The following is a 20,693-nucleotide window of genomic DNA, read 5'->3' as shown; positions in this document are numbered from 1 at the left end:
AGCGGGGCGGAGTGTATTAGCGGATATCGCTCGCAGCGGGGCTATCGATTGATGCGGTAGCTGACGCCGAGGTTGAGGAAGACGTGGCGCAGCGAGTAAGGCATAACCTCGAAGCTCTTATCAAAGATCTTCGGCAGGCCTACGTTCATACGCGCTGTAAGCCCCCAGTGCGGGTCGATCTGATAGTCTGCACCGAAGCGCACACCGACGTCATTGCGCACGAGGAAGTCCCCGAGGCTGAAGGCAAGCACCGCACCCTCCTGATAGACACGACCATCCATGAGGCCGTCACCATCAAGCTTAGCGGTGAACTTACGCTTGAGCGCGTGAGCATAATAGCCCCCAGCCATGAGGCGGAAGGAGCTATTGGGCAGAGCGTAGCTCACCCCCACGGGCACCACGACGTAGCGCGTATCCATCTCGACACGCTGGTAGCCCGTGTAGTGCTGCTCCTTGAAGTCCTCACTCTGATAGCGGATGGGCATATCTTCGGCTTGGACGGTGGTGCTAAAGCTACGGATATCGTACTCCACCCCGAGGAGGAGGGAGAAGGGGGTTGCAGGTGTGAGGCGGTAAGAGAGGTCCAGCCCCACGTTGGGTGTCCCCCCGGGCATGAAGGCCGTGACCTTCTTGACGGGCTTGGGTACGGAGGGAGGCAGAGCACCACCGATGTTGAAGCCGAGGTGCACGCCTACACCGAGGCGTGAGGGCTGCTCGTCACCCGTCTCAGCGGCGCGAGCGGGGAGTGCGAGGAGGCCAAGAGAGAGGCTGAGGAGGAGCGTTCGAATCATCTTCATACGGCAGGATTAATGATGGGGCTTAATGCGGTCCTGGAGCTTGACCTCGCGCAGTCGTAGCTCGCTACCCACAGCACCGATGTACTCGGCACCACGGAAGCTCGAGGAGAAGACCAGAGCCAGACGATACTTCTTCGTCGTGAAGTCCACGGCTTCGTAGCGTGCTTCGTCGACGGGTGTGAGGCGCAGGCGATAGGTCTGCCACGTGTCAGCGGGAGTCGTAGGCTCCAGCTCGACGTAGCCCTTCGCTACGATACGCGCGTCCGTCTGCAGCGTCACGCCATTGAGGTAGCTATCATCGTCGGTGACTTCGTAGAAGACAGCCGAGACAGCAGCGCGGTCTTCGCTGGGAAGCTCGACCTTCTTATCCTGCCCATGGATGACCTTCTCCCCCGCCTTGTACTGATAGGTGAAGTCCACGATCTCGGGGATACCGCTGGAGTAAGGCTGGCCGAAGAGCGTCGACTCAAGGGGCTTCCCCACGAGATTGCGCGCATCGACCTGACCCGTATAGAGGGCACCCGCAATGACCTTCGTCCCGATACCGAAGAAGTAGAAGCCCTTGATCGAGCGGATGATGGCGCCATGAGCGGCTCCATTCTCCTCAAGTGGCACGACGGGATAGTCCGTAGGCGAAGAGGCGAGCAGGGTGTAGCCCTGATTGCTGGCCGAGGCCCAATAGGTATTCTTAGCGTCTTCGTCAGCACTGATAGCGGGCAGACGATAGGCGCCCTTGCTCACATCGATCCAGCGCGTGAAGTCAAAGCTCTGGCTGGCGGTGAGTACGCCCTCCTTGTACTGGCGATCGATGAGGCTGCGCTCCTTGCGCGTGATGGGGTCATCACACGAAGCGAAAGCCACGGCAAGAGCCATGAGGGCAAGTGAAGTGGAAATTCTTTTCATCAACATCTATATAGATATAAACTGGCTATCCCCCGAGGGAATAAGCAAGCATCAGCCCCATCACCGAGCGTGTCGGCGATGGGGCTGTATGCTTGGCATGAAGGCTGGGGGCACCCATCCGCCGTGAAGCGGAAGATATCCCCAAGGTCTTCTTACTTCTCAGCGACATAGCGGCGCTCCTTGATGCGCGCCTTCTTACCGGTGAGGGCACGGAGGTAGTAGAGCTTAGCGCGACGTACCTTACCGAACTTCTCGACAGTAATCTTTTCGATGAAGGGGCTTTCGATCGTGAAGATACGCTCTACGCCTACACCTTCGCTGATCTTACGAACCGTGAAACGCTTCTTGTCACCGTGACCGCTGATGCGGATGACGACGCCACGATAGCGCTGGATACGCTCCTTACCCCCTTCGCTGATGCGGTAGTCAACGGTGATAGTGTCACCACTACGGAAGGCGGGGTGGCTCTTACCAGTAGCGAAAGCTTCGTTGACGATCTTAATAAAGTCCATTGTTTGTCCTTTAGCTTATTTGATTAGTACTACACTAAACGCAATATAACAGGCCACACTTATTCATATATTCCTGACAGAGATTACGCAAAGCGTCGCAAAGGTACAAAAAAGCGCGCAATCACAAGGCCTTATCACGCAACACGTACGACGATTCACCCCCGACGACCGCCTCCCGCGCCCAAGGGACAGGAGGAAAAAGGCGTCGATTAAGCTCCCTCCTCATCGTCCGCTACCCCACCTCTCCGCGAGAAGGGTGTGTCAACCTATATAGGTCACGGCTCCGACTGCAACGGGCTCATAAAGGGGGACAGGTAGTTGGCGAGCTCATCATAGCCAGTGAGGATGGGGAAGATTTGAGCGTAGGGGGTCGTCGTCGACCACCTTTGCTGTGTTGAAGGTGGTGTCTTCGATGCCACCTCGTTAGAGAGCCATGCACAACATCTCCGTACATTTCGCGCCCTATCGAAATAGAACGTCAGTGTTTTCTTATCAGCGCTGAGATGTACATAAGCCTCATCCTTTTACGACAACACTTTCTTGGTGAAATATCCCGTTTCGGGATTTGCCATGCTTACGTCGTAACTATTTCCGACATTAGTCGCCGCACCTCTAAGAGAATTGCAGCCTGAGAACATATCATCTGAGAGTCTGTCACTCCATGATGAGTTGCAATAAATTGTGGTCAAAGATTCGCAACTATAGAACATCCCCCTCATATCCGTCACCTTTGAAGTGTCAAAGCTGGAGAGATCGAGGGCTGTCAATGATTTGCAACTATAGAACATCCCCCTCATATACGACACCTCTGAAGTGTCAAAGCTGGAGAGATCGAGAGCTGTCAATGATTCGCAACCAGAGAACATCTCCTCCATATCCGTCACCTTTGAAGTGTCAAAGCTGGAGAGATCGAGAGAAGTCAAAGATCCGCAACCTTCGAACATCCCCCTCATATCCGTCACCTTTGAAGTGTCAAAGCAGGTGAGGTCAAGAGAAGTCAAAGATCCGCAACCAGAGAACATCCCCTCCATATCCGTCACCTGAGAAGTGTCAAAGCGGGTGAGGTCAAGAGAAGTCAAAGATCCGCAACCTTCGAACATCCCCCTCATATCCGTCACCTTTGAAGTGTCAAAGCAGGTGAGGTCAAGAGAAGTCAAAGATCCGCAACCAGAGAACAGACCGCTCATAGACGTCACCTGAGAAGTGTCAAAGCGGGAGAGGTCAAGAGAAGTCAAAGATCCGCAACCTTCGAACATCCACCCCATATCCGTCACCTTTGAAGTGTCAAAGCAGGTGAGGTCAAGAGAAGTCAAAGATCCGCAACCAGAGAACAGACCGCTCATAGACGTCACCTTTGAAGTGTCAAAGCGGGAGAGGTCAAGCGAAGTCAAAGATCCGCAACCCCAGAACAGACCGCTCATAGACGTCACCTGCGAGGTATTGAGGTGTTCCAATCCTTCTATCCTTTCAAGTAAGTTGAGCTCGTAAAACCATCCTTCCGTGGTGGTGGGGCGAAAATCACGGAACGAAGCATCAAAGACAGCTGTGAGAACGGTGGTACTGCGAGGGTTAAAATCACCAGCCCAAGCAGGGCAGGAGAAAAAGGCATCCCAATCCCTTATTCCCCACGTTGTTCCGTTGCGATCGGTACGGAGGGTGTCGTAATAGAAGGTGAGGGTTGTTTTGTCTGTACTGAGATGTACGTAGGCTTCGGGAGTGGTGGTCATAAGGGAAAGGGGATGTGTAAATGGTGAAATGATGGGAGGCGGTTTTTATCCTTCTCTTTTTAGGGATTATCCCAGTAGAGGGATTTTAATGAGCAAATATAAATGATATTTTACATATGAGCAAGGTACAGGGCCACCGTACGACGATTCACCCCCGACGACCGCCTCCCCCACCCAAGGGGCAGGAGGGAAAAAGGCGTCGCTGAAGCTCCCTCCTCACCGTCCGCTACCCCACCTCTCCGTGAGAAGGGTGTGACGACCTATATAGATCACTGCTCCGACCTATATAGGTCACGCGCGCGACCAATAGTGGTTCGTCTGCGAAGCAATATAGGTTCACGTGCAGACCACTATAGGTTTCACCTGCATTCCACTATTGGTCCGCATATGGTACCAATAGTGGGATGAACGCAAACGACTATTGCTTTGACCCTCCCCCACTATTCCTCCTCCGACACGCCCCATACAAAGCCCCCCTTCAGCAGTGCATCTGATAGAGATGCACTGCTGAAGGAAAAAGCAACCAGTACTGGTCGGCGTCCTGACCAGTACTGGTAAGTGGTGGTGAGCAGTACTGCTTACTGAAGTGACCAGTACTGATCCGATCGGCGACCAGTAGTGGTCACTTTTGCCCCTCCCGAGAGACACTCTATCTCAGCCCGCCAAGAAGGAGAGCCTGATGCGCGAACGCAAAAGTGCCCGCTGCGACCGAAGTCACAGCGGGCACTAGCCGATAGAATATCGAAGGGGGGAGAGCTACTATTCTGCGCTTTCAGCAGCAGGAGCTTCAGCCGTAGCCTTCGTAGAGCGACGTGAACGACGCGTCTTAGGAGCAGCCTTCTTTTCAGCCTTTTCCTTGAGCATGTTCTCGTTGAAGTCTACGAGTTCGATGAAGCAGACAGCAGCGTTGTCACCGAGGCGGTTACCCGTCTTGAGGATACGGGTGTAGCCACCGGGACGGTCAGCGATCTTCTCAGCAACGGAGCCGAAGAGTTCCTTGACAGCAAACTTATTCTGCAGCTCAGCGAAGACGATACGACGTGCGTGCGTGGAGTCTTCCTTAGCGCGGGTCAGCAGGGGCTCGACGTATACGCGAAGAGCCTTAGCCTTAGCGACCGTGGTGAAGATGCGCTTGTGCAGGATGAGCGATGCAGCCATGTTGGAAAGCATAGCCTCGCGGTGCGCCTTCTTACGACCGAGATGATTGAATTTCTTATTATGTCTCATCTTTCTACTTAGTCATTATCTAAATTGTACTTGCTAACATCCATCCCGAAGGTGAGTCCGAGTCGCTCCATCAGCTCGTTGAGCTCGTCCATAGACTTCTTACCGAAGTTGCGGAACTTGCTGAGCGTATCAGCGTCGAGGACGACGAGGTCGGCCAGACGGAATACGTTGCCGGAGCGGAGGCAGTTCTGCGCACGGACGGAGAGATCGAGATCCTTGAGATCAGTACGGAGCAGCTGAGATACGCGATCGATCTCCTGCATGTCCAGTACCTCCTCGTCGCCTTCCTCGATGACTGCATTCTCTTCTACCTCGACAGGGTCAGAGATGAAGAGGCTGAAGTGCTCGATGAGGATAGCTGCTGCGTCCTTGAGAGCCTGCTGGGGATGAATGCTCCCGTCAGTGGTGATCTCGAGGGTCAGCTTCTCGTAGTCAGTCTTCTGCTCTACACGATAGTTCTCCGTGAAGTACTTGACATTACGGATAGGCGTATAGATCGAGTCGATAGCGATCGTCTGCAGCTCATTCTCCTGAGCCGTGTCGACCAGCTTCTCATCAGCGGGGATGTAACCACGCCCCTTGTTGATGGAGAGCTCGATAGTAAGGGTATACGCCTCATCGATGTGGCAGATGACCAGCTCGGGATTGAGGACTTCGAAGGAAGTAAGCTTGCCGTTGAGCTCGCCAGCGAGGAACTGCTGCTGACCAGAGATCGTCAGGCTGACGGTCTCCTCAGTAGCGTCCTGGACGAGGGCACGGAAGCGGACTTGCTTCAGGTTGAGAATGATGTTAGTTACATCCTCCAAGACACCCGGAATAGTAGCAAATTCATGATTGACACCTTCGATCTTGATGGTCGAGATGGCGTAGCCTTCGAGTGAAGAAAGGAGTATACGACGCAGGGCATTACCGACAGTGGTACCATATCCCGGCTCAAGAGGGCGGAACTCGAACTTAGCGTACGAGTCCGTCGCATCCATCATGAGGACGTTTTCGGGCTTCTGAAATGCTAATATTGCCATGTGAGTGAGATAATAGGGATTATTACTTAGAGTATAGTTCGACGATCAGCTGCTCCTTGATCTCTTCGGGGATGTCTTCACGCTGAGGAGCGCTGAGGAACTTACCGGAGAGAGAAGCCTGATTCCACTCGAGCCAGCTGTAGCTGCTGTGGCTACGACCAGCCAGAGAGTCGGTGATGACCTCTAAGCTCTTCGCCTTCTCACGGACGCCGACGACCTGGCCGGGCTTGAGGGTGTAAGAAGGGATGTTGACTACCTGACCATCGACGGTGATGTGACGGTGCGAGACGAGCTGACGAGCAGCTGCACGCGTCTTAGCGATGCCGAGGCGATAGACGACGTTGTCGAGGCGGCTTTCCAGGAGCTGGAGAAGCACTTCACCCGTGACGCCCTTCGTGCGCTGAGCCTTTTCGAAGAGGTTGCGGAACTGACGCTCGAGTACGCCATAGGTGTACTTAGCCTTCTGCTTTTCCTTGAGCTGGATGCCATATTCGCTCGTCTTACGACGGCGGTTGTTGCCGTGCTGTCCAGGAGGATAGTTCTTCTTGGAGAGTACCTTGTCGGCACCGAAGATAGGTGCGCCAAGCTTACGGGCGATCTTTGATTTTGGACCTGTATATCTTGCCATTGTCTTCTATTGTTGAAGCAGTACGAGCGACCTCTCGGGGAGAGGCAACGCTGGAGGCAAAGAGCAGCGGGTGGCGGGAGGGAGGCGGAGTGCAGCCGCGACCGGTTATGAGGAGAGGATAGATATATGAAAGTATAGCCAATCTTTCACTCGTCGTCTACCTCGGCGCCTTGCTTAGCTCAGGACTCTTAGCGTTCGCTCGCACCCTGGTGCCCGATGGAGGGAGCACAGTGAGCGGAGCGTCTCTGGGAGTGTACTGCGATCTTTATGAAACTACTCTGTGATCTGAAGCGAAGTCAGGGATTAGACGCGACGACGCTTAGGAGGACGGCAGCCATTGTGTGGCATTGGGGTCACGTCGACGATCTCAGTGACTTCGATACCAGCGCCATGGATGGTGCGGATAGCAGACTCACGGCCGTTACCTGGACCCTTGACGAAGACCTTGACCTTGCGCAGACCGAGGTCGTAAGCGACCTTAGCGCAATCCTGGGCCGCCATCTGAGCAGCGTAAGGGGTGTTCTTCTTAGAGCTACGGAATCCCATCTTACCAGCCGAAGACCAGCTGATGACCTGACCGTCGTTGTTGGTCAGAGAGATGATGATGTTATTAAAAGAAGAGTGGATGTGAGCCTGGCCCACAGCGTCGATCTTGACGACCTTCTTCTTTGCGACTACTTTCTTTGCCATATCAATCTCTATTACTTAGTAGCTTTCTTCTTATTTGCGACAGTCTTCTTCTTACCCTTACGAGTACGAGCATTGTTCTTCGTACTCTGACCGCGTAGAGGCAGACCGATACGGTGGCGGACACCACGGTAGCAACCGATGTCCATCAGTCGCTTGATGTTGAGCTGGACTTCGGAGCGCAGATCCCCTTCGACCTTGTACTCGGCACCGATCACCTCACGGATAGCGGCAGCCTGGTCATCGGTCCAGTCCTTTACCTTGATATTGCGATCGACCCCAGCCTTATCGAGGATCTTGGTAGCGCTGCTACGACCGATCCCGAAGATGTAAGTCAAGGCAATTTCTCCTCGTTTGTTTTGTGGCAAGTCGACGCCAACAATTCTGATAGCCATACTTATCTTAGTTCGTTAAAATATAGTCCGATGGTTAGAGACTACCCCTGGCGTTGCTTGAACTTGGGGTTCTTCTTGTTGATTACGTACAGACGCCCCTTGCGACGAACGATCTTGCAGTCGGCGGTGCGCTTCTTGAGTGATGCTCTTACTTTCATATCTATATAGGGTTATTTATATCTGAATGATATACGCCCCTTAGTCAAGTCGTAGGGAGACATCTCTACCTTGACCTTGTCACCTGGGAGGATCTTGATGTAGTGCATACGCATCTTCCCAGAGATGTGGGCGGTGATGACGTGTCCGTTCTCGAGCTCGACCTTGAACATTGCGTTCGAGAGCGCTTCGAGGATGACACCGTCGAGTTCTATTGCTGCTTGCTTCGGCATATACTGTGGTTGCGAGATTAAAACTCTCTGTCTACCAAGACTTCCTTGATAAAGTCAAACGAAGAGAGGATATCGGCCTTGCCATCGCGGATAGCGACGCAGTGCTCGAAGTGGGCTGAAGGCTTGCCCGTCTTAGTACGGACGGTCCAGCCATCGCGATCGAAGATGACATTCTTCGAGCCCATGTTCACCATTGGCTCGATGCAGATGCACATCCCAGAGCGGAGCTCAGGCCCCGTGCCACGGCGCCCGAAGTTGGGCACACCTGGCTCCTCATGCATGTTCTTCCCGATCCCGTGGCCTTCAAGTTCGCGGACGATATGATAGCCACGTGCTTCACAATACTGCTGGACCGCAGCGCCGATATCACCGACGCGCTTCCCCGCTACAGCATGCTCGATGCCGATGTAGAGGGATTCCTTCGTCGTGCGAAGGAGGGCGAGAGTCTCGGGAGCTACCTCACCTACAGCGAACGTGTAGGCGGAGTCCCCAGTGAAGCCTGCGAGCTTCGTGCCGCAGTCGACGGAGACGATGTCACCGTCCTTGAGTACGACCTTCGAGGAAGGGATCCCGTGCACCACATGGTCATTGACCGAGGTGCAGAGACTCCCAGGGAAGCCATTGTAGCCGAGGAATGCGGGAGTCGCACCGTTGTCACGGATGAACTCCTCAGCGCGCTTGTCCAGCTGCAGGGTCGAGACCCCAGGAGCTATGATCTTAGCGACCTCGGCGAGCGTACGGCCTACTAAGAGGTTGGCCGCGCGCATGAGTTCGATCTCTTCGTCTGTCTTTAAGTAGATCATCTTAGTAAGCAGCTACAGAGCCGGTACGTCCCTTGATACGACCACTCTTGAGCAGACCATCGTAGTGGCGCATCAAGAGGTGGCTCTCGATCTGCTGGAGCGTGTCGAGGACGACCCCGACAAGGATCAGCAGTGACGTACCACCGAAGAACTGAGCGAATCCCCCAGAGATACCGATGACACGAGCGAAGGCAGGCATGATAGCCACGATAGCGAGGAAGAAGGCACCGGGGAGGGTGATGCGGTCCATGATCGCATCGAGGTAGTCCTTCGTAGCCTTGCCAGGCTTCACACCGGGGATGAACCCATTGTTACGCTTCAGGTCATTGGCCATCTGCGCAGGGTTGATCGTGATCGCTGTGTAGAAGTAGGTGAAGAGGAGGATGAGGATCGCGAAGACCAGGTTGTACCAAATACCCGTATTGTCCATAAAGGCCTGTACGAAGCCATTGGCACTGTCACCCTGTGCCCAGCTGAGGAGCGTGATAGGGAGCATCATGATCGTCTGCGCGAAGATGATCGGCATGACGTTAGCGGCATTGACCTTCAGTGGGATGTACTGGCGAGCGCCTCCGTACTGCTTGTTCCCGACGACGCGCTTAGCGTACTGTACGGGCACACGACGCGTACCCTGGACGAGCAGGATAGCACCGGCCATGACGGCGAGCAAGAAGACGATCTCGAAGAGGAACCACACGAGCCCCCCAGCACCGCCAGAGGCGCGCGTCCCCCATTCGGCGAGCACAGCTCCTGGGAGGCGGGCGATGATACCGATCATGATGATCAGAGATACACCGTTGCCAAGACCCTTGTCTGTGATACGCTCACCAAGCCAAAGGACGAACATACTGCCTGCAGCCATGACGACGATCGCATAGATATCGAACCACAGTCCTTCGGGCAGTGAGCCCCCTGCTTGGCGCAGCTGCATGTTCAGGTTGACCAGATAGGCCGAACCCTGGACGAGCAGCAGGACGACGGTTAGATAGCGTGTCCACTGGTCGATCTTGCGGCGCCCGCTCTCCCCTTCCTGCTGTAGCTTCTGGATAGAAGGCACAGCGATAGCGGCGAGCTGCATCACGATAGACGCGGAGATATAAGGCATGATCCCCATAGCGAAGATCGAAGCATTAGAGAATGCTCCCCCTGAGAACATATCAAGGAGTGCCATCAGACCTTCGCTTGTCTGCTTGTGCAGGGCGCTGAGCTGGTTAGGATCGATCCCTGGGATGACGATGTACGATCCCAGGCGATAGATCAGGACGAAAAACAAGGTGGTGAGGATCCGCTGACGCAGCTCCTCTACCTTCCATATGTTTTTCAGTGTCTCTATTAAGCGCATGAGCTATTAGAGTTTTACTGCACTACCTCCCTGTGCGATGATAGCTGCTTCTGCGGACTTGGAGAAGGCGTTAGCCTCGACCTCGAGCTTCAGGCTGAGCGTACCGTTACCGAGGATCTTGACGAGGTCGTTCTTGCCGACCAGGCCAGCCTCGATGAGGTCTGCCTTAGCGATGCGAGTCAGGCTCTTAGCTTCTGCCAGGCTCTGCAGCGTGGAGAGGTTGACAGGTGCATATTCAACGCGGTTGATATTCTTGAAGCCGAACTTAGGCAGACGACGCTGGATAGGCATCTGACCACCTTCGAAGCCGATCTTCTTTGAATAACCCGAGCGGCTCTTAGCCCCCTTGTGACCACGAGTAGAAGTACCCCCGAGACCAGAACCAGGACCACGACCGATGCGCTTACGCGTCTTGACGGAGCCCGCTGCGGGCTTCAAACTTGATAAATCCATTTTTCTTCTGTCTTTCTTTATAGGGTGATTACTCTACGATGCGCACCAGGTGCTTTACCTTCTCGACCATCCCGCGGATCTGGGGATTGTCCTTGTGCTCGACCGTCTGGTTGAGCTTCTTCAGACCAAGTGCCTGAAGCGTGAGCTTCTGAGTCTTGGGGCTCTTGATCTGGCTACGTACTTGCTGGATCTTTATCGTTGACATTGTACTTAGAGTCTATGGATGATGATTAGCCCTTGAAGACCTTTTCGACAGAGATGCCACGCTGACGAGCGACCATCAGAGGCGAGCGCATCTGACAGAGAGCTTCGATCGTAGCCTTGACGAGGTTGTGAGGGTTAGACGAACCCTTGCTCTTAGCGAGGACGTCCGTTACGCCGACACTTTCCAGGACGGCACGCATAGCACCCCCAGCCTTAACCCCGGTACCGGCAGAAGCAGGCTTGAGGAAGACGCGAGCACCACCGAAGGATGCGGACTGTTCGTGAGGGATCGTACCCTTGTGGAGGGGGATCTGCTTGAGGTTGCGGCGAGCAGCAGCACCACCCTTCTGGATAGCTGCGGATACTTCACCAGCCTTACCCAGGCCGAAGCCGATACGGCCTTCTTCGTCACCGACGACGACGATAGCTGCGAAGGTGAAGGTACGACCACCCTTGGTAACCTTAGTTACGCGGTTGATGGCCACGAGGCGCTCTACGAGCTTATCCTTCTGCTCGGTATCTCGGTTTGTCTTTGTGCGATTATCTGACATTGCGATAGACAGTATTAAAAGTTAAGACCTGCCGCACGTGCAGCATCAGCGAGCTCCTTCACACGGCCGTGGTAGAGGTAGCCATTACGGTCAAATACTACGGTGGATACACCTGCGGCCTGGGCAGCCTTAGCTACCTCCGTACCTACGAGTGCTGCGATCTCCTTCTTCGTACCTTCAGCATTGAGCTTGAGGGAAGAGGCACTTGCGATCGTGACGCCATCGACGTCGTTGATCACCTGAGCATAGATCTGCTTGTTGCTTCGGAATACCGTCAGGCGAGGACGCTCTGCCGTACCGCTGATCTTGGCACGTACACGCGTCTTGATCTTCTGTCTTCTTATTTCTTTCTTCAACATGATTGCTTTATACGTGTTTTAAGCGGTTACTTACCAGCTGACTTACCCGACTTACGGCGGATGACCTCACCTTCGAAGCGAATACCCTTACCCTTATAAGGCTCTGGCATACGGAAGGAGCGGATCTTAGAGCACACCTGACCCAGCAGCTGCTTGTCAGCAGAAGAGAGGATGATCAGGGGGTTCTTGTTACGCTCAGTCTTCGTCTCCAGGTTGATTTCCTTAGGGAGCTGGAGGAAGATGTTGTGCGTGAAGCCGAGGCTAAGCTCGAGGATCTGACCCTGGTTGGATGCACGATAACCGACACCGACCAGCTCAAGCGTCTTGGTGAAACCTTCGGAGACACCGACGATCATGTTGTTGATGAGGGCACGATAGAGGCCGTGCAGTGAGCGCTCCTGGCGATCATCGCTACCGCGACGGACGACGACCTGAGCATCTTCTACGGCTACTTCGATACGAGCATCTACGCTCTGAGTGAGTTCGCCCTTAGCGCCCTTTACAGTGACGACACCATCCTTCACGGACACCGTTACGCCAGCAGGGATGCTAATGGGGTGCTTACCTATTCTTGACATAGTTTGTACCTCCTTGCTTTAGTAGATGTAACATAGCACTTCGCCACCTACCTTGAGCTGCGAAGCTTCCTTATCGGTCATGACACCCTTCGAAGTAGAGAGGATAGCGATACCGAGACCATTGAGTACGCGGGGCATCTCACGATAGCCGACATACTTACGAAGACCTGGGCGAGAGACGCGCTTCAGGGCCTTGAGGGCATTCACACGACCCGAGCGGTCGTACTTCAGAGCCACCTTGATGCTCCCCTGAGGGCCATCTTCGACGAACTTAAAGTTGAGGATGTACCCCTTGTCGAAGAGGATCTTCGTGATCTCTTTCTTTAGATTAGACGCGGGGATCTCGACCACACGATGGCCAGCCTTCACTGCATTACGCAGGCGCGTCAGATAATCTGCAATAGGATCTGTCATTAAATTGAGAATTAAATTGATCCGGACGTCCCGGACAATATTTAAACATACTGCTTAGTGCCTTCTCTACGACCAAGCGCCCCTCAGAAAGGAGCATATCGGCGCATAAAAAGCATGCAAATTTACAAACTATTTGCCACACTTGCAACTCACACAAGCATAAGCATATCGCATCAACTCAGCACAGCCTTAAGACACCCCCTATCCGAGGTATAATCCACCCCCTCCGTCACAACAGAAGCGCAACCTTCGTCACCACACGCTCCACCTACCGCAAAGGAGATAAAACCCTCTACCTCACCCGCTAATCCTTCGCAAGCCTTCACCCAAGCGACGCCCGCCTACTACCTGCCATCGCCTTCCCTCCCGAAAGAAACTCCCCTCTCTACAAGCCCGTAGAAGCAACCACTATATGGAGCCTCTTGCCGCAAGTCCCGCCCTCTATTTATTATGCTAAGGCATCGCACGCTCAGCCCCACGATATACCTCTCCGAAGTGACCGATCAAGCCCTTCGCCTTATCGCAAACATTCCTCCTATCCAGCGGAGGGAAAAGTGCTGTTCTCGCAAAGAAAAATGCTCCTTCCCGTAGTGGTATTCTTCTATCTATGCACGTAGTCTTAAAGACCAGGCACGCAAATCCAAATATCCTCGTACGTAGATTTATCGTCCACGTACGTAGTCCCAACTTATCTACCACTCGTCCGCAACTTTTACCCCTACGCGGAGCAGCGACCTAATAGGCTGAGCCTCCAAACCAAATAGTGGTATGAGTGCAAACGAGTAGTGGATGACACCTCGTACCACTATTCGTTTCACTGCAATCCAATAGTCGTTCGCACCGCATACCACTACTCGTTTGCACCCCACACCAATAGTTATTTGCACTCCTCCCCCGCAGAAGCAAGACTAAAGAACAACGCCACCCTCGGGGTTCTCTCCCGAGGGTGGCGAACTAACAGCGCATACTACTATCACAAGGTGCGTGCGCGAAAAGCGGAGAACCCTATAGCCTATTCCTCTTCTATGGCTTCCTGCACAGCCTCACAGAGTAAGCTGATCATCTTCTCCTCATGCTTGGCGCACTTTGACTGCCTCCACAGCTTCGCCGCCACTCCAGGCTTTTCTGTCTTACGCAACTTATCTATTATCTCCCCCATCTTTCGGAGCTTCAGGCTACCCTTCTGCACCATACCCCTATAGGTATCCATCTTCGATGCTGGCGAGAGATTGGAGAACTTGGAATTGACGCTTCGAGAGATGATGCACAGGTTCCCGAAGACATCTCTTTCATCCCATGGCTCAATGCTACCATCGGAGGGATGCTGTGGATACCAGTGCTCGACAGAATTGCGAAACTCAAATACAAAGTCCTTGTACGTCTTCTTTGCCTTCTTCCACAGCAAGTAGTCTAAGTAGTTGAAGACAATGTGCGGAGTCCCCACCCCAAAGGCATAGTCCTCCGACTTATATTCCTGAAGGTCATACGCTCCCATTTCCTCAAGCGTCTTCTCAAAGAAGCCCTCTGCCACAGCCTCTGCAGCTATACGCTCCGCCCTATCAGACAACTTGGGTAGCTTAAGCTTAGCATCGAACAAGCACTCCAACAACCGCGTCACCCAGTGCATAACCTTGGGCGAGGTGTACGATACACGAAGGGCAGACTGGATCATTAGACATTCTCTATTCCGCTCCAAAGACTTCTGCTCCTTTCCCCTCTCTCTGTAGTAGCCAAACTCCGTATTCGCATAGTAAGGCTTCTTATTAGGGGCACGTAGCTCCTTCAGACTCCAACTCCCCTCCTGATCACCCTCGACACGCTCACGCTTGATGATGAACTTATCAAACAGGAAGCGTGAACGCAGCAAGAACTGAATAAACTCACGAGCGAAGCCACCCTTATTCTCCTTGATAGGCCTACCATCCATTTGACCACAAGCGATCACCTTATTGTAGTCTGCAAGCAAGCACTTGTCATCAAGCAGACTACCAAGCTCCTCAGCACCATCCATAGACAGCCTTTTGACACGGCAGAAGACCCTGAGCACATGCAGCAGGAAGTATGGAAAGTCTATAATACTCTCGAAACGAGCCTCGGCATCACGCTCCTCCTGAGTACCATCCTCGTCCTCCTCCTTGTATTTAGAGTCAATGATCTCAGTAATATCCAGCCCATCCGACTTGCCTTCACTCCGTCTCTTGCCTCTACAAAGCTCCCTAAGAGCATCCTCTGAGGAAAGAGAAGACCACTGCTCTACGAAGAGCTTCTCCCGATCCTCTACAGAAAAGTGCATCTGGACGTAGCCCGTCATATCGCTACAAGCCTCCCAAATACGAGCGAAGGCCTCACGCTCACATGCGTCATCCAGGTAATTCATCAAGCGAGCCTTGAGAATATCATGCTGCTCCAGCTGCTCGCCTCGGGTATTCATGATCTCGAAGTAGCGATTGAGATCAGTATGCTCGGGGACCTCAATGCGGTAGAGCACCACATGCTTTAGGCGATCGACAAACTTCTTTTGATCCTTCACCCTATCACCAAACTCCCTCGCCAACTTCTTTTTAATGATATCAACCGCCAGAAGGATGGACTGATCCAGCAGCTCCTCTTTGCCCTCAGACTTCTGAGCATCACTCCGGATATAAGCCAGCGTACAGTTCGACTTAGAGCGGCAGTCAAACGACAACGCCTCCCCTACGCTTACCTCCCCTCGCGAGAAGTAGCCCTCATCCAGCAAGCACTGCAGTAGCAGGTAGATCGTAGTCAGGCGCTGCTGACCATCGATGACCTCATACTCCACCCCGTCATCCGCCTTCCGACGAGCGACTATGAGCGAACCGATGTAGTAATCCCTCTTAGGATCATTGTCATCGCAGATGTCATCTATCAGCTGCTCGATCTCCTTCTCCTCCCACGCATAGGCGCGCTGATAGCGTGGTATCACGTAGCGCACACCCACCTCGCTGAAGAGCGTCTTCCCCGCTCCTGCCAGTATCGTTAGCCTGTCGATCTCTCTTCTTTTCTTATTCATAGCATCCGCTTATTCTATGATAGTAGCGTCACATTGATTTAGCGCACGGAGCCCCTTTCGTAGCCTCTCCCATTTCTCATCACTTTGCCTTGGCTCCACATCTACCTTGAGCGATATATCTGAGATCTCCGTATGCTTACGCGCAGAGACTATCATTGAAAGGACAGGTATCACATTGGTGTATTGGTCTTTCTGAGGATCACGCTCCCCGATGGCGTATTTATTGATAGAGGCAAAGCCGAGATGCTGCATATTTACGCGAAGCATCATTGCCCACGTGAAGAGCCTCTTCACAGCCCGTGCATCCAAGACACCAAAGCGATCATAGTAGCAGAGCAGGGCGCAGAAGAAGAGGCGACACGCATGGCGGAAGCCAACAGGCTGACGATCTAAAGCCTCGTCTAATTCCTCAGCAGACGTTATCAAAGTATTCTTCTTATCCCTCCCAGAGGAAGCGATGAGAATCTCTTTCACCTCCTGCAAAGCTGGGTTCACTGCGATCTCCCGCTTGAGATCTTTCAGCATCTGCATATAGTGGTGCACCATCTTGAAGAAGTCACGCCCCGCAGGGAAAGGCTCTGTGATCTGATAGCGTGCGCCTGTCCGACGCACTCGGTACGCGTATGCGTACTCCGAATCAGGCTCAACACCCTTATAAAGATCGATATCTGCAGTAGTAAAGCCCCCACACTTACGCCTCCTCGCCCAATGCCAAATCGGGAAAAGGTAATCCCTAAATAGCTCTGCTATCGCCTTCGGATCTTTTACCTCCCACTCCTCGACAGCACGCTCCTCCCCCTTCTTCCCCGATATGATCCGAAGGTGGTAGGCCTTGAGCAAGTCATGAGGATACAGCGCTCGACCTCGGCTATTCTGCGAGTCAAAGAGCTGGAAGGCCTCGCTAACCTCATCGACCGTAATGACGACTACCTCCAAGTGCTTCTTCATAGCCTGCTTGAAGTCTTTACGCATCCCCGTAGAAGCGAAGGCGAACCACTCCCGTATGGCTTGACAATTCTCATGGAGATTCTTCTGCGTGACCTTGCTGGAGAACTTGGCAGATAGGAGACTACATGTAAAGTTTGGGCTCAGACACAGCTTCAATAGCAGGAATGAGAGAATACGCTGTTGTCCATCGACGATGTCATACGTCAGCTTCCCCTCCTCGATCTTCTTATGGAGGATCACAGTACCTACGCGATACTTGAAGTCCTTATACTTTTTCGCCTCGCGGATACTCGTCTCTATGTCGAGAAGCAGGTCTGTGATATTCTTCTTCGTCCACTTATACGGACGCTGATAGGGAGGGATCTGCAACTCTCTGCCCAGCAGCTCTTCAACTGAGCGTATTTCGGCCTTACTCATCTCTTCTACATCGATAATCTATACTTGGGGGAAATTCGCAGAGGCGTGATGGCGAACACCAGCTCGTATACCTCCGCTTTCGGCGGGCAAATATAGGCAACTTCACCTCATGAAACAATCAACCACCTCACAAACACTTACCCACCCCACACGATTTCCCGACCAAGAGTACCAGACACATAATCAGAAGACAATGCTACCCCCCCCTACTCTACCGTGCAAGGTGGCATCTCACTCCGAGGCTGAGAAAAAGGGGAAGCCGAGGAGGGGAATATCAACCTATACTGGTCGGCGGGCTGACCTATATTGGTCCACGCAGCGATCTATATAGGTCACAAGACGAATCTATATAGGTCAGCCCGCCGACCAATATAGGTTCACACCACCCCATCCATAGAGATCCCACGATGAAGCCATACAGACTGACCGCATACACTTATAGCAAAGCGAGATATACCGAGCTACGCAGCCGGCCCGACAAAGGACGAAAGCCAAGCGCCAGCCCTCACAAGAGAGCTGGCGCTTGGCTGTATTCGTATAGAGCGGTATAGCCCGCTACCAGTAGAGGTCGTAGACGCGGATCTCACTGCGCGTACCTACGCGGTAGGTCGCCCCCGCCGAGCCGACACCTGAGGAGATGCACACCTCACGCTCACCCACAGGGCGCGTACCCGAGACCATGCCGTAGCGCCACCAGACCATCAGTTGGCCGGGCCAGATCTGTCCACCATGGGTATGGCCACAGAGGATGAGGTCCACGGGGCTATCGCCGATGCTATCTATCGAGGCGGGCGTATGCTCCATGAGCACAACGGGCCCACGCAAGGGATCCGCTTCGTTGGCGATGACCTCGAAGGGCTTTCGGTTGCCATTCACCCAGTCATCACGCCCGATGAGCGTAAGCGGGCCATTCCCAGGGAAAGCGATACTGTCGCGAAGGAGCGTGCCACCGACTTCGGAAACCCAGCGGATATTGGCCTCCAGATCGTCACGATATTCGTGATTCCCCAAGACATAGTACACACCCAGAGTCGCATGGAGCGAGCGAAGCGAAGCCATCACGCGCGGATCATAAGCGTAGACGGCGCGGTGATCGATGAAGTCCCCACCGCAGAGGATGAGGTCAGGCTGCTGGTCTTGGATGAGCTTCACCGCACGAGCGATATAGTCAGGCGTCATCGCCTCGCCGATATGCAGGTCGGAGAAGAAGACCAGACGCATGCGCTTCTCGGGCTGTGCCCCTTCGGGCACTAGACGCTTGACGGTGTACTTCTGATACATGACGCGCGGGTAGCGCACATTGCGGTGGCCGATGACCATCGTCGTGAAGAAGACCGCAAGGGTAGCGATGAAGGCGACGACCTTCACCCCCTGCTTTACCGCGGGGCGAGCCGAAGTGTAAAGCTTGAGCGTGCGCGCATCGATATAGCGTAGGATATTCACCCCGACGACGACGGCCGTGGCGTACATCGTAGAGAAGAAGATGTACACGCTACCATTCATCACGGCACTCATCCAGTCAGCTTCGAAGCGGCGATGGATGAGGAGCGCGATGGAGAAGAGGACAAAGATCAGCACCAGCAAGCCCCAGAAGACGCGGCGCAGACGTGGCCCCAGCACTTGCCCTGCGCGCCACCCGAGGTACGGGAAGAGGAAGAGGCAGCAGAGGACCGAATACAAATAAACCATAGTATAAAGGGAAAGTGGCATGCGACCTTAGAGCCCCTCGGAGGAGAACTTACGGTCGAAGATCTTGAACTGATAGTACATCAGGATCATCCCCAGCACCCCTGCAGCGATGTCCGAGAAGGGCATAGCGAGCCATACACCCGTAGAGCCCCAGAGCAGAGGGAAGAGGAAGAGCGCAGGCAGGAGGAAGAGGATCTGACGCGAGAGACTCAAGAGAAGCGCCTTACCCCCGAAGCCAATACTTTGGAAGAACTGCGTAGCCGTGACCTGGAAGCCTACGAAGGCAAAGCCATAGAGGCAGAGGCGCAGCGCATGGACAGAGGCCTCGATCATCTCAGGCGAGCTGGTGAAGAGCGAGGCGATCAAGCCTGGTGCCACTACCGCTACGATAGTCACGAATGCACCGATACCGAAGTTCGTCATCGAGCAGATCTTGAAGGTCAGACGCACACGATCCATCGCACGGGCTCCGTAGTTATAGCCCACGATGGGCTGCATCCCCTGAGCGATACCGAGCATGAACATGAAGCCCACAAGGGCCGCGCTATTGATGATCCCATAAGCCCCCACCGCGCGGTCAGCCATCAGAGGGTTCTCTGCATAGCGTGCCAGGGTGGAGTTGATGAGGAAGGTGATACCACTACTGAGGAGCTGCAGGAAGAAGGGCGACATGCCGATAGAGAGGATCGCCAGGATCTGCTCGGAGGAAAGGCGCATATTGCGTCGGCGGAACTGCACCTCGCTCTTGCTACTGAGGAAGTGCTGCATCACAAACGCAGACGACACTGCCATAGCGATCACCGTAGCCCAAGCAGCCCCCTCGATACCCCAGCCAAAGCCATAGATGAAGAGCGCATCGAGGAGCGTATTGAGCCCTGCCCCGATGAGCATCGTGACCATCGCCTTGTAGGGATAGCCCGAAGCACGCATGATCGCATTGAAGCTGAAGCAGAGCGTCGAGAAGATATTCCCCGGGATCATGATCTTCAGATAGTCGTAGGCGAAGGGGAGCGTACGGTCGTTAGCCCCCAGAGCTCGGAGGATTTCGTCGAGCCAGATCATCACCGGCACTAAGGTCAGCACCTGCGTGACCAGAGTCAGCAGAAGGGCATTACTCAGGATACGCTCAGCCTGATCGTGCTTGTTCTCGCCGAGGAGGATGGACACACGAGACGAAGCCCCGACGCCGATAAGCATACCGAAGGCTTGGAGGAAGATCAGGATAGGGAAGGTCAGAGCAAGCCCTGTGATAGCAAATTCACTGACGCCCTGACCGATGAAGATGCGGTCGACGACGCTGTAGAGCGCGTTGACCATCGTCCCCACAATAGCTGGGACACCATAGTGAATGAGTAGGCGTGGGATGCGCTCGTGAGCTAAGCGCTCGATGCGCTCGGTGTTTTTTTCTGCCTGCGTAGACATGAAGATCTCTGCTTTATAGGGTCGGCACCGCTACTGATAGAGGCGCGGTGAGAGGAGTTAACTCGGAGGTCTCGAAAAGATAAGAGGCTGCCCGCTTGCATTGCATGGGGCAGCCTCTTGTAGGTGTGTGCTACACTCGGGTAGCGGCGGTGGGTGCGACCTCTATAGCGAGGGCAAAGCACCCGACGAAGTTCG

Annotated in this window: 23 protein-coding genes; all 23 read right to left on the bottom strand. The window is 54.0% G+C overall.

What is annotated here, in order from left to right:
- Nucleotides 1–41 precede the first annotated feature (41 nt).
- Nucleotides 42–797 carry a porin family protein gene (locus HMPREF1323_RS06175; protein WP_009433240.1) on the bottom strand — a complete coding sequence of 252 codons (756 nt, stop codon included), beginning with the start codon at nt 795–797 and terminating at the stop codon, nt 42–44.
- A 9-nt stretch (nt 798–806) separates the two neighbouring features.
- A complete protein-coding gene (locus HMPREF1323_RS06170) occupies nt 807–1,700 on the bottom strand; it encodes a PCMD domain-containing protein (RefSeq protein ID WP_009433258.1) in 894 nt (297 codons plus the stop codon).
- A gap of 152 nt (nt 1,701–1,852) precedes the next feature.
- Nucleotides 1,853–2,212, bottom strand: a complete 360-nt coding sequence (gene rplS / locus HMPREF1323_RS06165; protein WP_009433261.1) for a 50S ribosomal protein L19 — start codon at nt 2,210–2,212, stop codon at nt 1,853–1,855.
- A 524-nt stretch (nt 2,213–2,736) separates the two neighbouring features.
- Nucleotides 2,737–3,939: a BspA family leucine-rich repeat surface protein gene (locus tag HMPREF1323_RS06160; protein WP_009433254.1), complete on the bottom strand. Its 1,203-nt coding sequence runs from the start codon at nt 3,937–3,939 to the stop codon at nt 2,737–2,739.
- 759 nt (nt 3,940–4,698) lie between these two features.
- Nucleotides 4,699–5,166, bottom strand: coding sequence for a 50S ribosomal protein L17 (rplQ, locus tag HMPREF1323_RS06155; protein WP_009433270.1), 468 nt, complete (start codon nt 5,164–5,166; stop codon nt 4,699–4,701).
- An 8-nt stretch (nt 5,167–5,174) separates the two neighbouring features.
- Nucleotides 5,175–6,188, bottom strand: a complete 1,014-nt coding sequence (locus tag HMPREF1323_RS06150) for a DNA-directed RNA polymerase subunit alpha (RefSeq protein WP_009433274.1) — start codon at nt 6,186–6,188, stop codon at nt 5,175–5,177.
- Between the two features lie 22 nt (nt 6,189–6,210).
- On the bottom strand, nt 6,211–6,816 hold the full coding sequence (rpsD, locus tag HMPREF1323_RS06145) for a 30S ribosomal protein S4 (RefSeq protein WP_009433243.1): 606 nt from the start codon (nt 6,814–6,816) through the stop codon (nt 6,211–6,213).
- A 303-nt stretch (nt 6,817–7,119) separates the two neighbouring features.
- Nucleotides 7,120–7,506 (bottom strand): 30S ribosomal protein S11, encoded by a 387-nt coding sequence (gene rpsK, locus HMPREF1323_RS06140; RefSeq protein WP_005468193.1) that lies wholly within the window; start codon nt 7,504–7,506, stop codon nt 7,120–7,122.
- Nucleotides 7,507–7,517: 11 nt separating this feature from the next.
- The gene (gene rpsM, locus HMPREF1323_RS06135; RefSeq protein ID WP_009433263.1) at nt 7,518–7,898 is read right to left on the bottom strand and encodes a 30S ribosomal protein S13; all 381 of its coding nucleotides are present in this window, start codon (nt 7,896–7,898) and stop codon (nt 7,518–7,520) included.
- A gap of 41 nt (nt 7,899–7,939) precedes the next feature.
- A complete protein-coding gene (ykgO, locus tag HMPREF1323_RS06130; RefSeq protein WP_009433293.1) occupies nt 7,940–8,056 on the bottom strand; it encodes a type B 50S ribosomal protein L36 in 117 nt (38 codons plus the stop codon).
- Nucleotides 8,057–8,068: 12 nt separating this feature from the next.
- On the bottom strand, nt 8,069–8,287 hold the full coding sequence (infA, locus tag HMPREF1323_RS06125; protein ID WP_005468188.1) for a translation initiation factor IF-1: 219 nt from the start codon (nt 8,285–8,287) through the stop codon (nt 8,069–8,071).
- 17 nt (nt 8,288–8,304) lie between these two features.
- Complete coding sequence (gene map / locus HMPREF1323_RS06120; protein WP_009433296.1) at nt 8,305–9,090, bottom strand: type I methionyl aminopeptidase; 786 nt, start codon at nt 9,088–9,090, stop codon at nt 8,305–8,307.
- A 1-nt stretch (nt 9,091) separates the two neighbouring features.
- Entirely contained in the window at nt 9,092–10,432 is a 1,341-nt protein-coding gene (gene secY / locus HMPREF1323_RS06115) for a preprotein translocase subunit SecY (protein WP_009433250.1), read from the bottom strand.
- Between the two features lie 6 nt (nt 10,433–10,438).
- Complete coding sequence (gene rplO, locus HMPREF1323_RS06110; RefSeq protein WP_009433238.1) at nt 10,439–10,885, bottom strand: 50S ribosomal protein L15; 447 nt, start codon at nt 10,883–10,885, stop codon at nt 10,439–10,441.
- Between the two features lie 28 nt (nt 10,886–10,913).
- Nucleotides 10,914–11,090 carry a 50S ribosomal protein L30 gene (rpmD, locus tag HMPREF1323_RS06105; RefSeq protein WP_009433280.1) on the bottom strand — a complete coding sequence of 59 codons (177 nt, stop codon included), beginning with the start codon at nt 11,088–11,090 and terminating at the stop codon, nt 10,914–10,916.
- A 25-nt stretch (nt 11,091–11,115) separates the two neighbouring features.
- The gene (gene rpsE / locus HMPREF1323_RS06100; protein ID WP_009433282.1) at nt 11,116–11,640 is read right to left on the bottom strand and encodes a 30S ribosomal protein S5; all 525 of its coding nucleotides are present in this window, start codon (nt 11,638–11,640) and stop codon (nt 11,116–11,118) included.
- Between the two features lie 14 nt (nt 11,641–11,654).
- Nucleotides 11,655–11,999, bottom strand: coding sequence for a 50S ribosomal protein L18 (gene rplR / locus HMPREF1323_RS06095; protein WP_009433271.1), 345 nt, complete (start codon nt 11,997–11,999; stop codon nt 11,655–11,657).
- A gap of 26 nt (nt 12,000–12,025) precedes the next feature.
- Nucleotides 12,026–12,577, bottom strand: a complete 552-nt coding sequence (gene rplF / locus HMPREF1323_RS06090; RefSeq protein WP_009433290.1) for a 50S ribosomal protein L6 — start codon at nt 12,575–12,577, stop codon at nt 12,026–12,028.
- Nucleotides 12,578–12,595: 18 nt separating this feature from the next.
- Complete coding sequence (rpsH, locus tag HMPREF1323_RS06085) at nt 12,596–12,991, bottom strand: 30S ribosomal protein S8 (protein WP_009433286.1); 396 nt, start codon at nt 12,989–12,991, stop codon at nt 12,596–12,598.
- A 1,012-nt stretch (nt 12,992–14,003) separates the two neighbouring features.
- Nucleotides 14,004–16,022 carry a GmrSD restriction endonuclease domain-containing protein gene (locus HMPREF1323_RS06080; RefSeq protein ID WP_009433264.1) on the bottom strand — a complete coding sequence of 673 codons (2,019 nt, stop codon included), beginning with the start codon at nt 16,020–16,022 and terminating at the stop codon, nt 14,004–14,006.
- A gap of 9 nt (nt 16,023–16,031) precedes the next feature.
- Nucleotides 16,032–17,387 (bottom strand): DUF262 domain-containing protein, encoded by a 1,356-nt coding sequence (locus HMPREF1323_RS06075; protein WP_009433255.1) that lies wholly within the window; start codon nt 17,385–17,387, stop codon nt 16,032–16,034.
- 555 nt (nt 17,388–17,942) lie between these two features.
- The gene (locus tag HMPREF1323_RS06070) at nt 17,943–19,076 is read right to left on the bottom strand and encodes a metallophosphoesterase (protein ID WP_044124150.1); all 1,134 of its coding nucleotides are present in this window, start codon (nt 19,074–19,076) and stop codon (nt 17,943–17,945) included.
- Nucleotides 19,077–19,103: 27 nt separating this feature from the next.
- The gene (locus tag HMPREF1323_RS06065) at nt 19,104–20,498 is read right to left on the bottom strand and encodes an MATE family efflux transporter (protein WP_009433273.1); all 1,395 of its coding nucleotides are present in this window, start codon (nt 20,496–20,498) and stop codon (nt 19,104–19,106) included.
- Between the last annotated feature and the right edge of the window lie 195 nt (nt 20,499–20,693).

The sequence above is a fragment of the Porphyromonas sp. oral taxon 279 str. F0450 genome (assembly GCF_000292995.1).
Taxonomy (GTDB): Bacteria; Bacteroidota; Bacteroidia; order Bacteroidales; family Porphyromonadaceae; genus Porphyromonas; species Porphyromonas pasteri.
The sequence above is the reverse complement of the archived record's forward strand: the minus strand, read 5'-3'. Positions and strand labels throughout refer to the sequence as shown.

Coding starts and splice junctions, on each gene's coding strand:
- rplQ (WP_009433270.1), bottom strand. CDS start 5,166: ATGAGACATAATAAGAAATTCAATCATCTCGGTCGTAAGAAGGCGCAC.
- HMPREF1323_RS06065 (WP_009433273.1), bottom strand. CDS start 20,498: ATGTCTACGCAGGCAGAAAAAAACACCGAGCGCATCGAGCGCTTAGCT.
- HMPREF1323_RS06075 (WP_009433255.1), bottom strand. CDS start 17,387: ATGAGTAAGGCCGAAATACGCTCAGTTGAAGAGCTGCTGGGCAGAGAG.
- rpsK (WP_005468193.1), bottom strand. CDS start 7,506: ATGGCAAAGAAAGTAGTCGCAAAGAAGAAGGTCGTCAAGATCGACGCT.
- rpsD (WP_009433243.1), bottom strand. CDS start 6,816: ATGGCAAGATATACAGGTCCAAAATCAAAGATCGCCCGTAAGCTTGGC.
- HMPREF1323_RS06175 (WP_009433240.1), bottom strand. CDS start 797: ATGAAGATGATTCGAACGCTCCTCCTCAGCCTCTCTCTTGGCCTCCTC.
- HMPREF1323_RS06150 (WP_009433274.1), bottom strand. CDS start 6,188: ATGGCAATATTAGCATTTCAGAAGCCCGAAAACGTCCTCATGATGGAT.
- rpsH (WP_009433286.1), bottom strand. CDS start 12,991: ATGACAGATCCTATTGCAGATTATCTGACGCGCCTGCGTAATGCAGTG.
- HMPREF1323_RS06070 (WP_044124150.1), bottom strand. CDS start 19,076: ATGGTTTATTTGTATTCGGTCCTCTGCTGCCTCTTCCTCTTCCCGTAC.
- rplF (WP_009433290.1), bottom strand. CDS start 12,577: ATGTCAAGAATAGGTAAGCACCCCATTAGCATCCCTGCTGGCGTAACG.
- secY (WP_009433250.1), bottom strand. CDS start 10,432: ATGCGCTTAATAGAGACACTGAAAAACATATGGAAGGTAGAGGAGCTG.
- HMPREF1323_RS06160 (WP_009433254.1), bottom strand. CDS start 3,939: ATGACCACCACTCCCGAAGCCTACGTACATCTCAGTACAGACAAAACA.
- HMPREF1323_RS06170 (WP_009433258.1), bottom strand. CDS start 1,700: ATGAAAAGAATTTCCACTTCACTTGCCCTCATGGCTCTTGCCGTGGCT.
- ykgO (WP_009433293.1), bottom strand. CDS start 8,056: ATGAAAGTAAGAGCATCACTCAAGAAGCGCACCGCCGACTGCAAGATC.
- rplS (WP_009433261.1), bottom strand. CDS start 2,212: ATGGACTTTATTAAGATCGTCAACGAAGCTTTCGCTACTGGTAAGAGC.
- rplO (WP_009433238.1), bottom strand. CDS start 10,885: ATGGATTTATCAAGTTTGAAGCCCGCAGCGGGCTCCGTCAAGACGCGT.
- rpsM (WP_009433263.1), bottom strand. CDS start 7,898: ATGGCTATCAGAATTGTTGGCGTCGACTTGCCACAAAACAAACGAGGA.
- rplR (WP_009433271.1), bottom strand. CDS start 11,999: ATGTTGAAGAAAGAAATAAGAAGACAGAAGATCAAGACGCGTGTACGT.
- HMPREF1323_RS06080 (WP_009433264.1), bottom strand. CDS start 16,022: ATGAATAAGAAAAGAAGAGAGATCGACAGGCTAACGATACTGGCAGGA.
- rpmD (WP_009433280.1), bottom strand. CDS start 11,090: ATGTCAACGATAAAGATCCAGCAAGTACGTAGCCAGATCAAGAGCCCC.
- rpsE (WP_009433282.1), bottom strand. CDS start 11,640: ATGTCAGATAATCGCACAAAGACAAACCGAGATACCGAGCAGAAGGAT.
- infA (WP_005468188.1), bottom strand. CDS start 8,287: ATGCCGAAGCAAGCAGCAATAGAACTCGACGGTGTCATCCTCGAAGCG.
- map (WP_009433296.1), bottom strand. CDS start 9,090: ATGATCTACTTAAAGACAGACGAAGAGATCGAACTCATGCGCGCGGCC.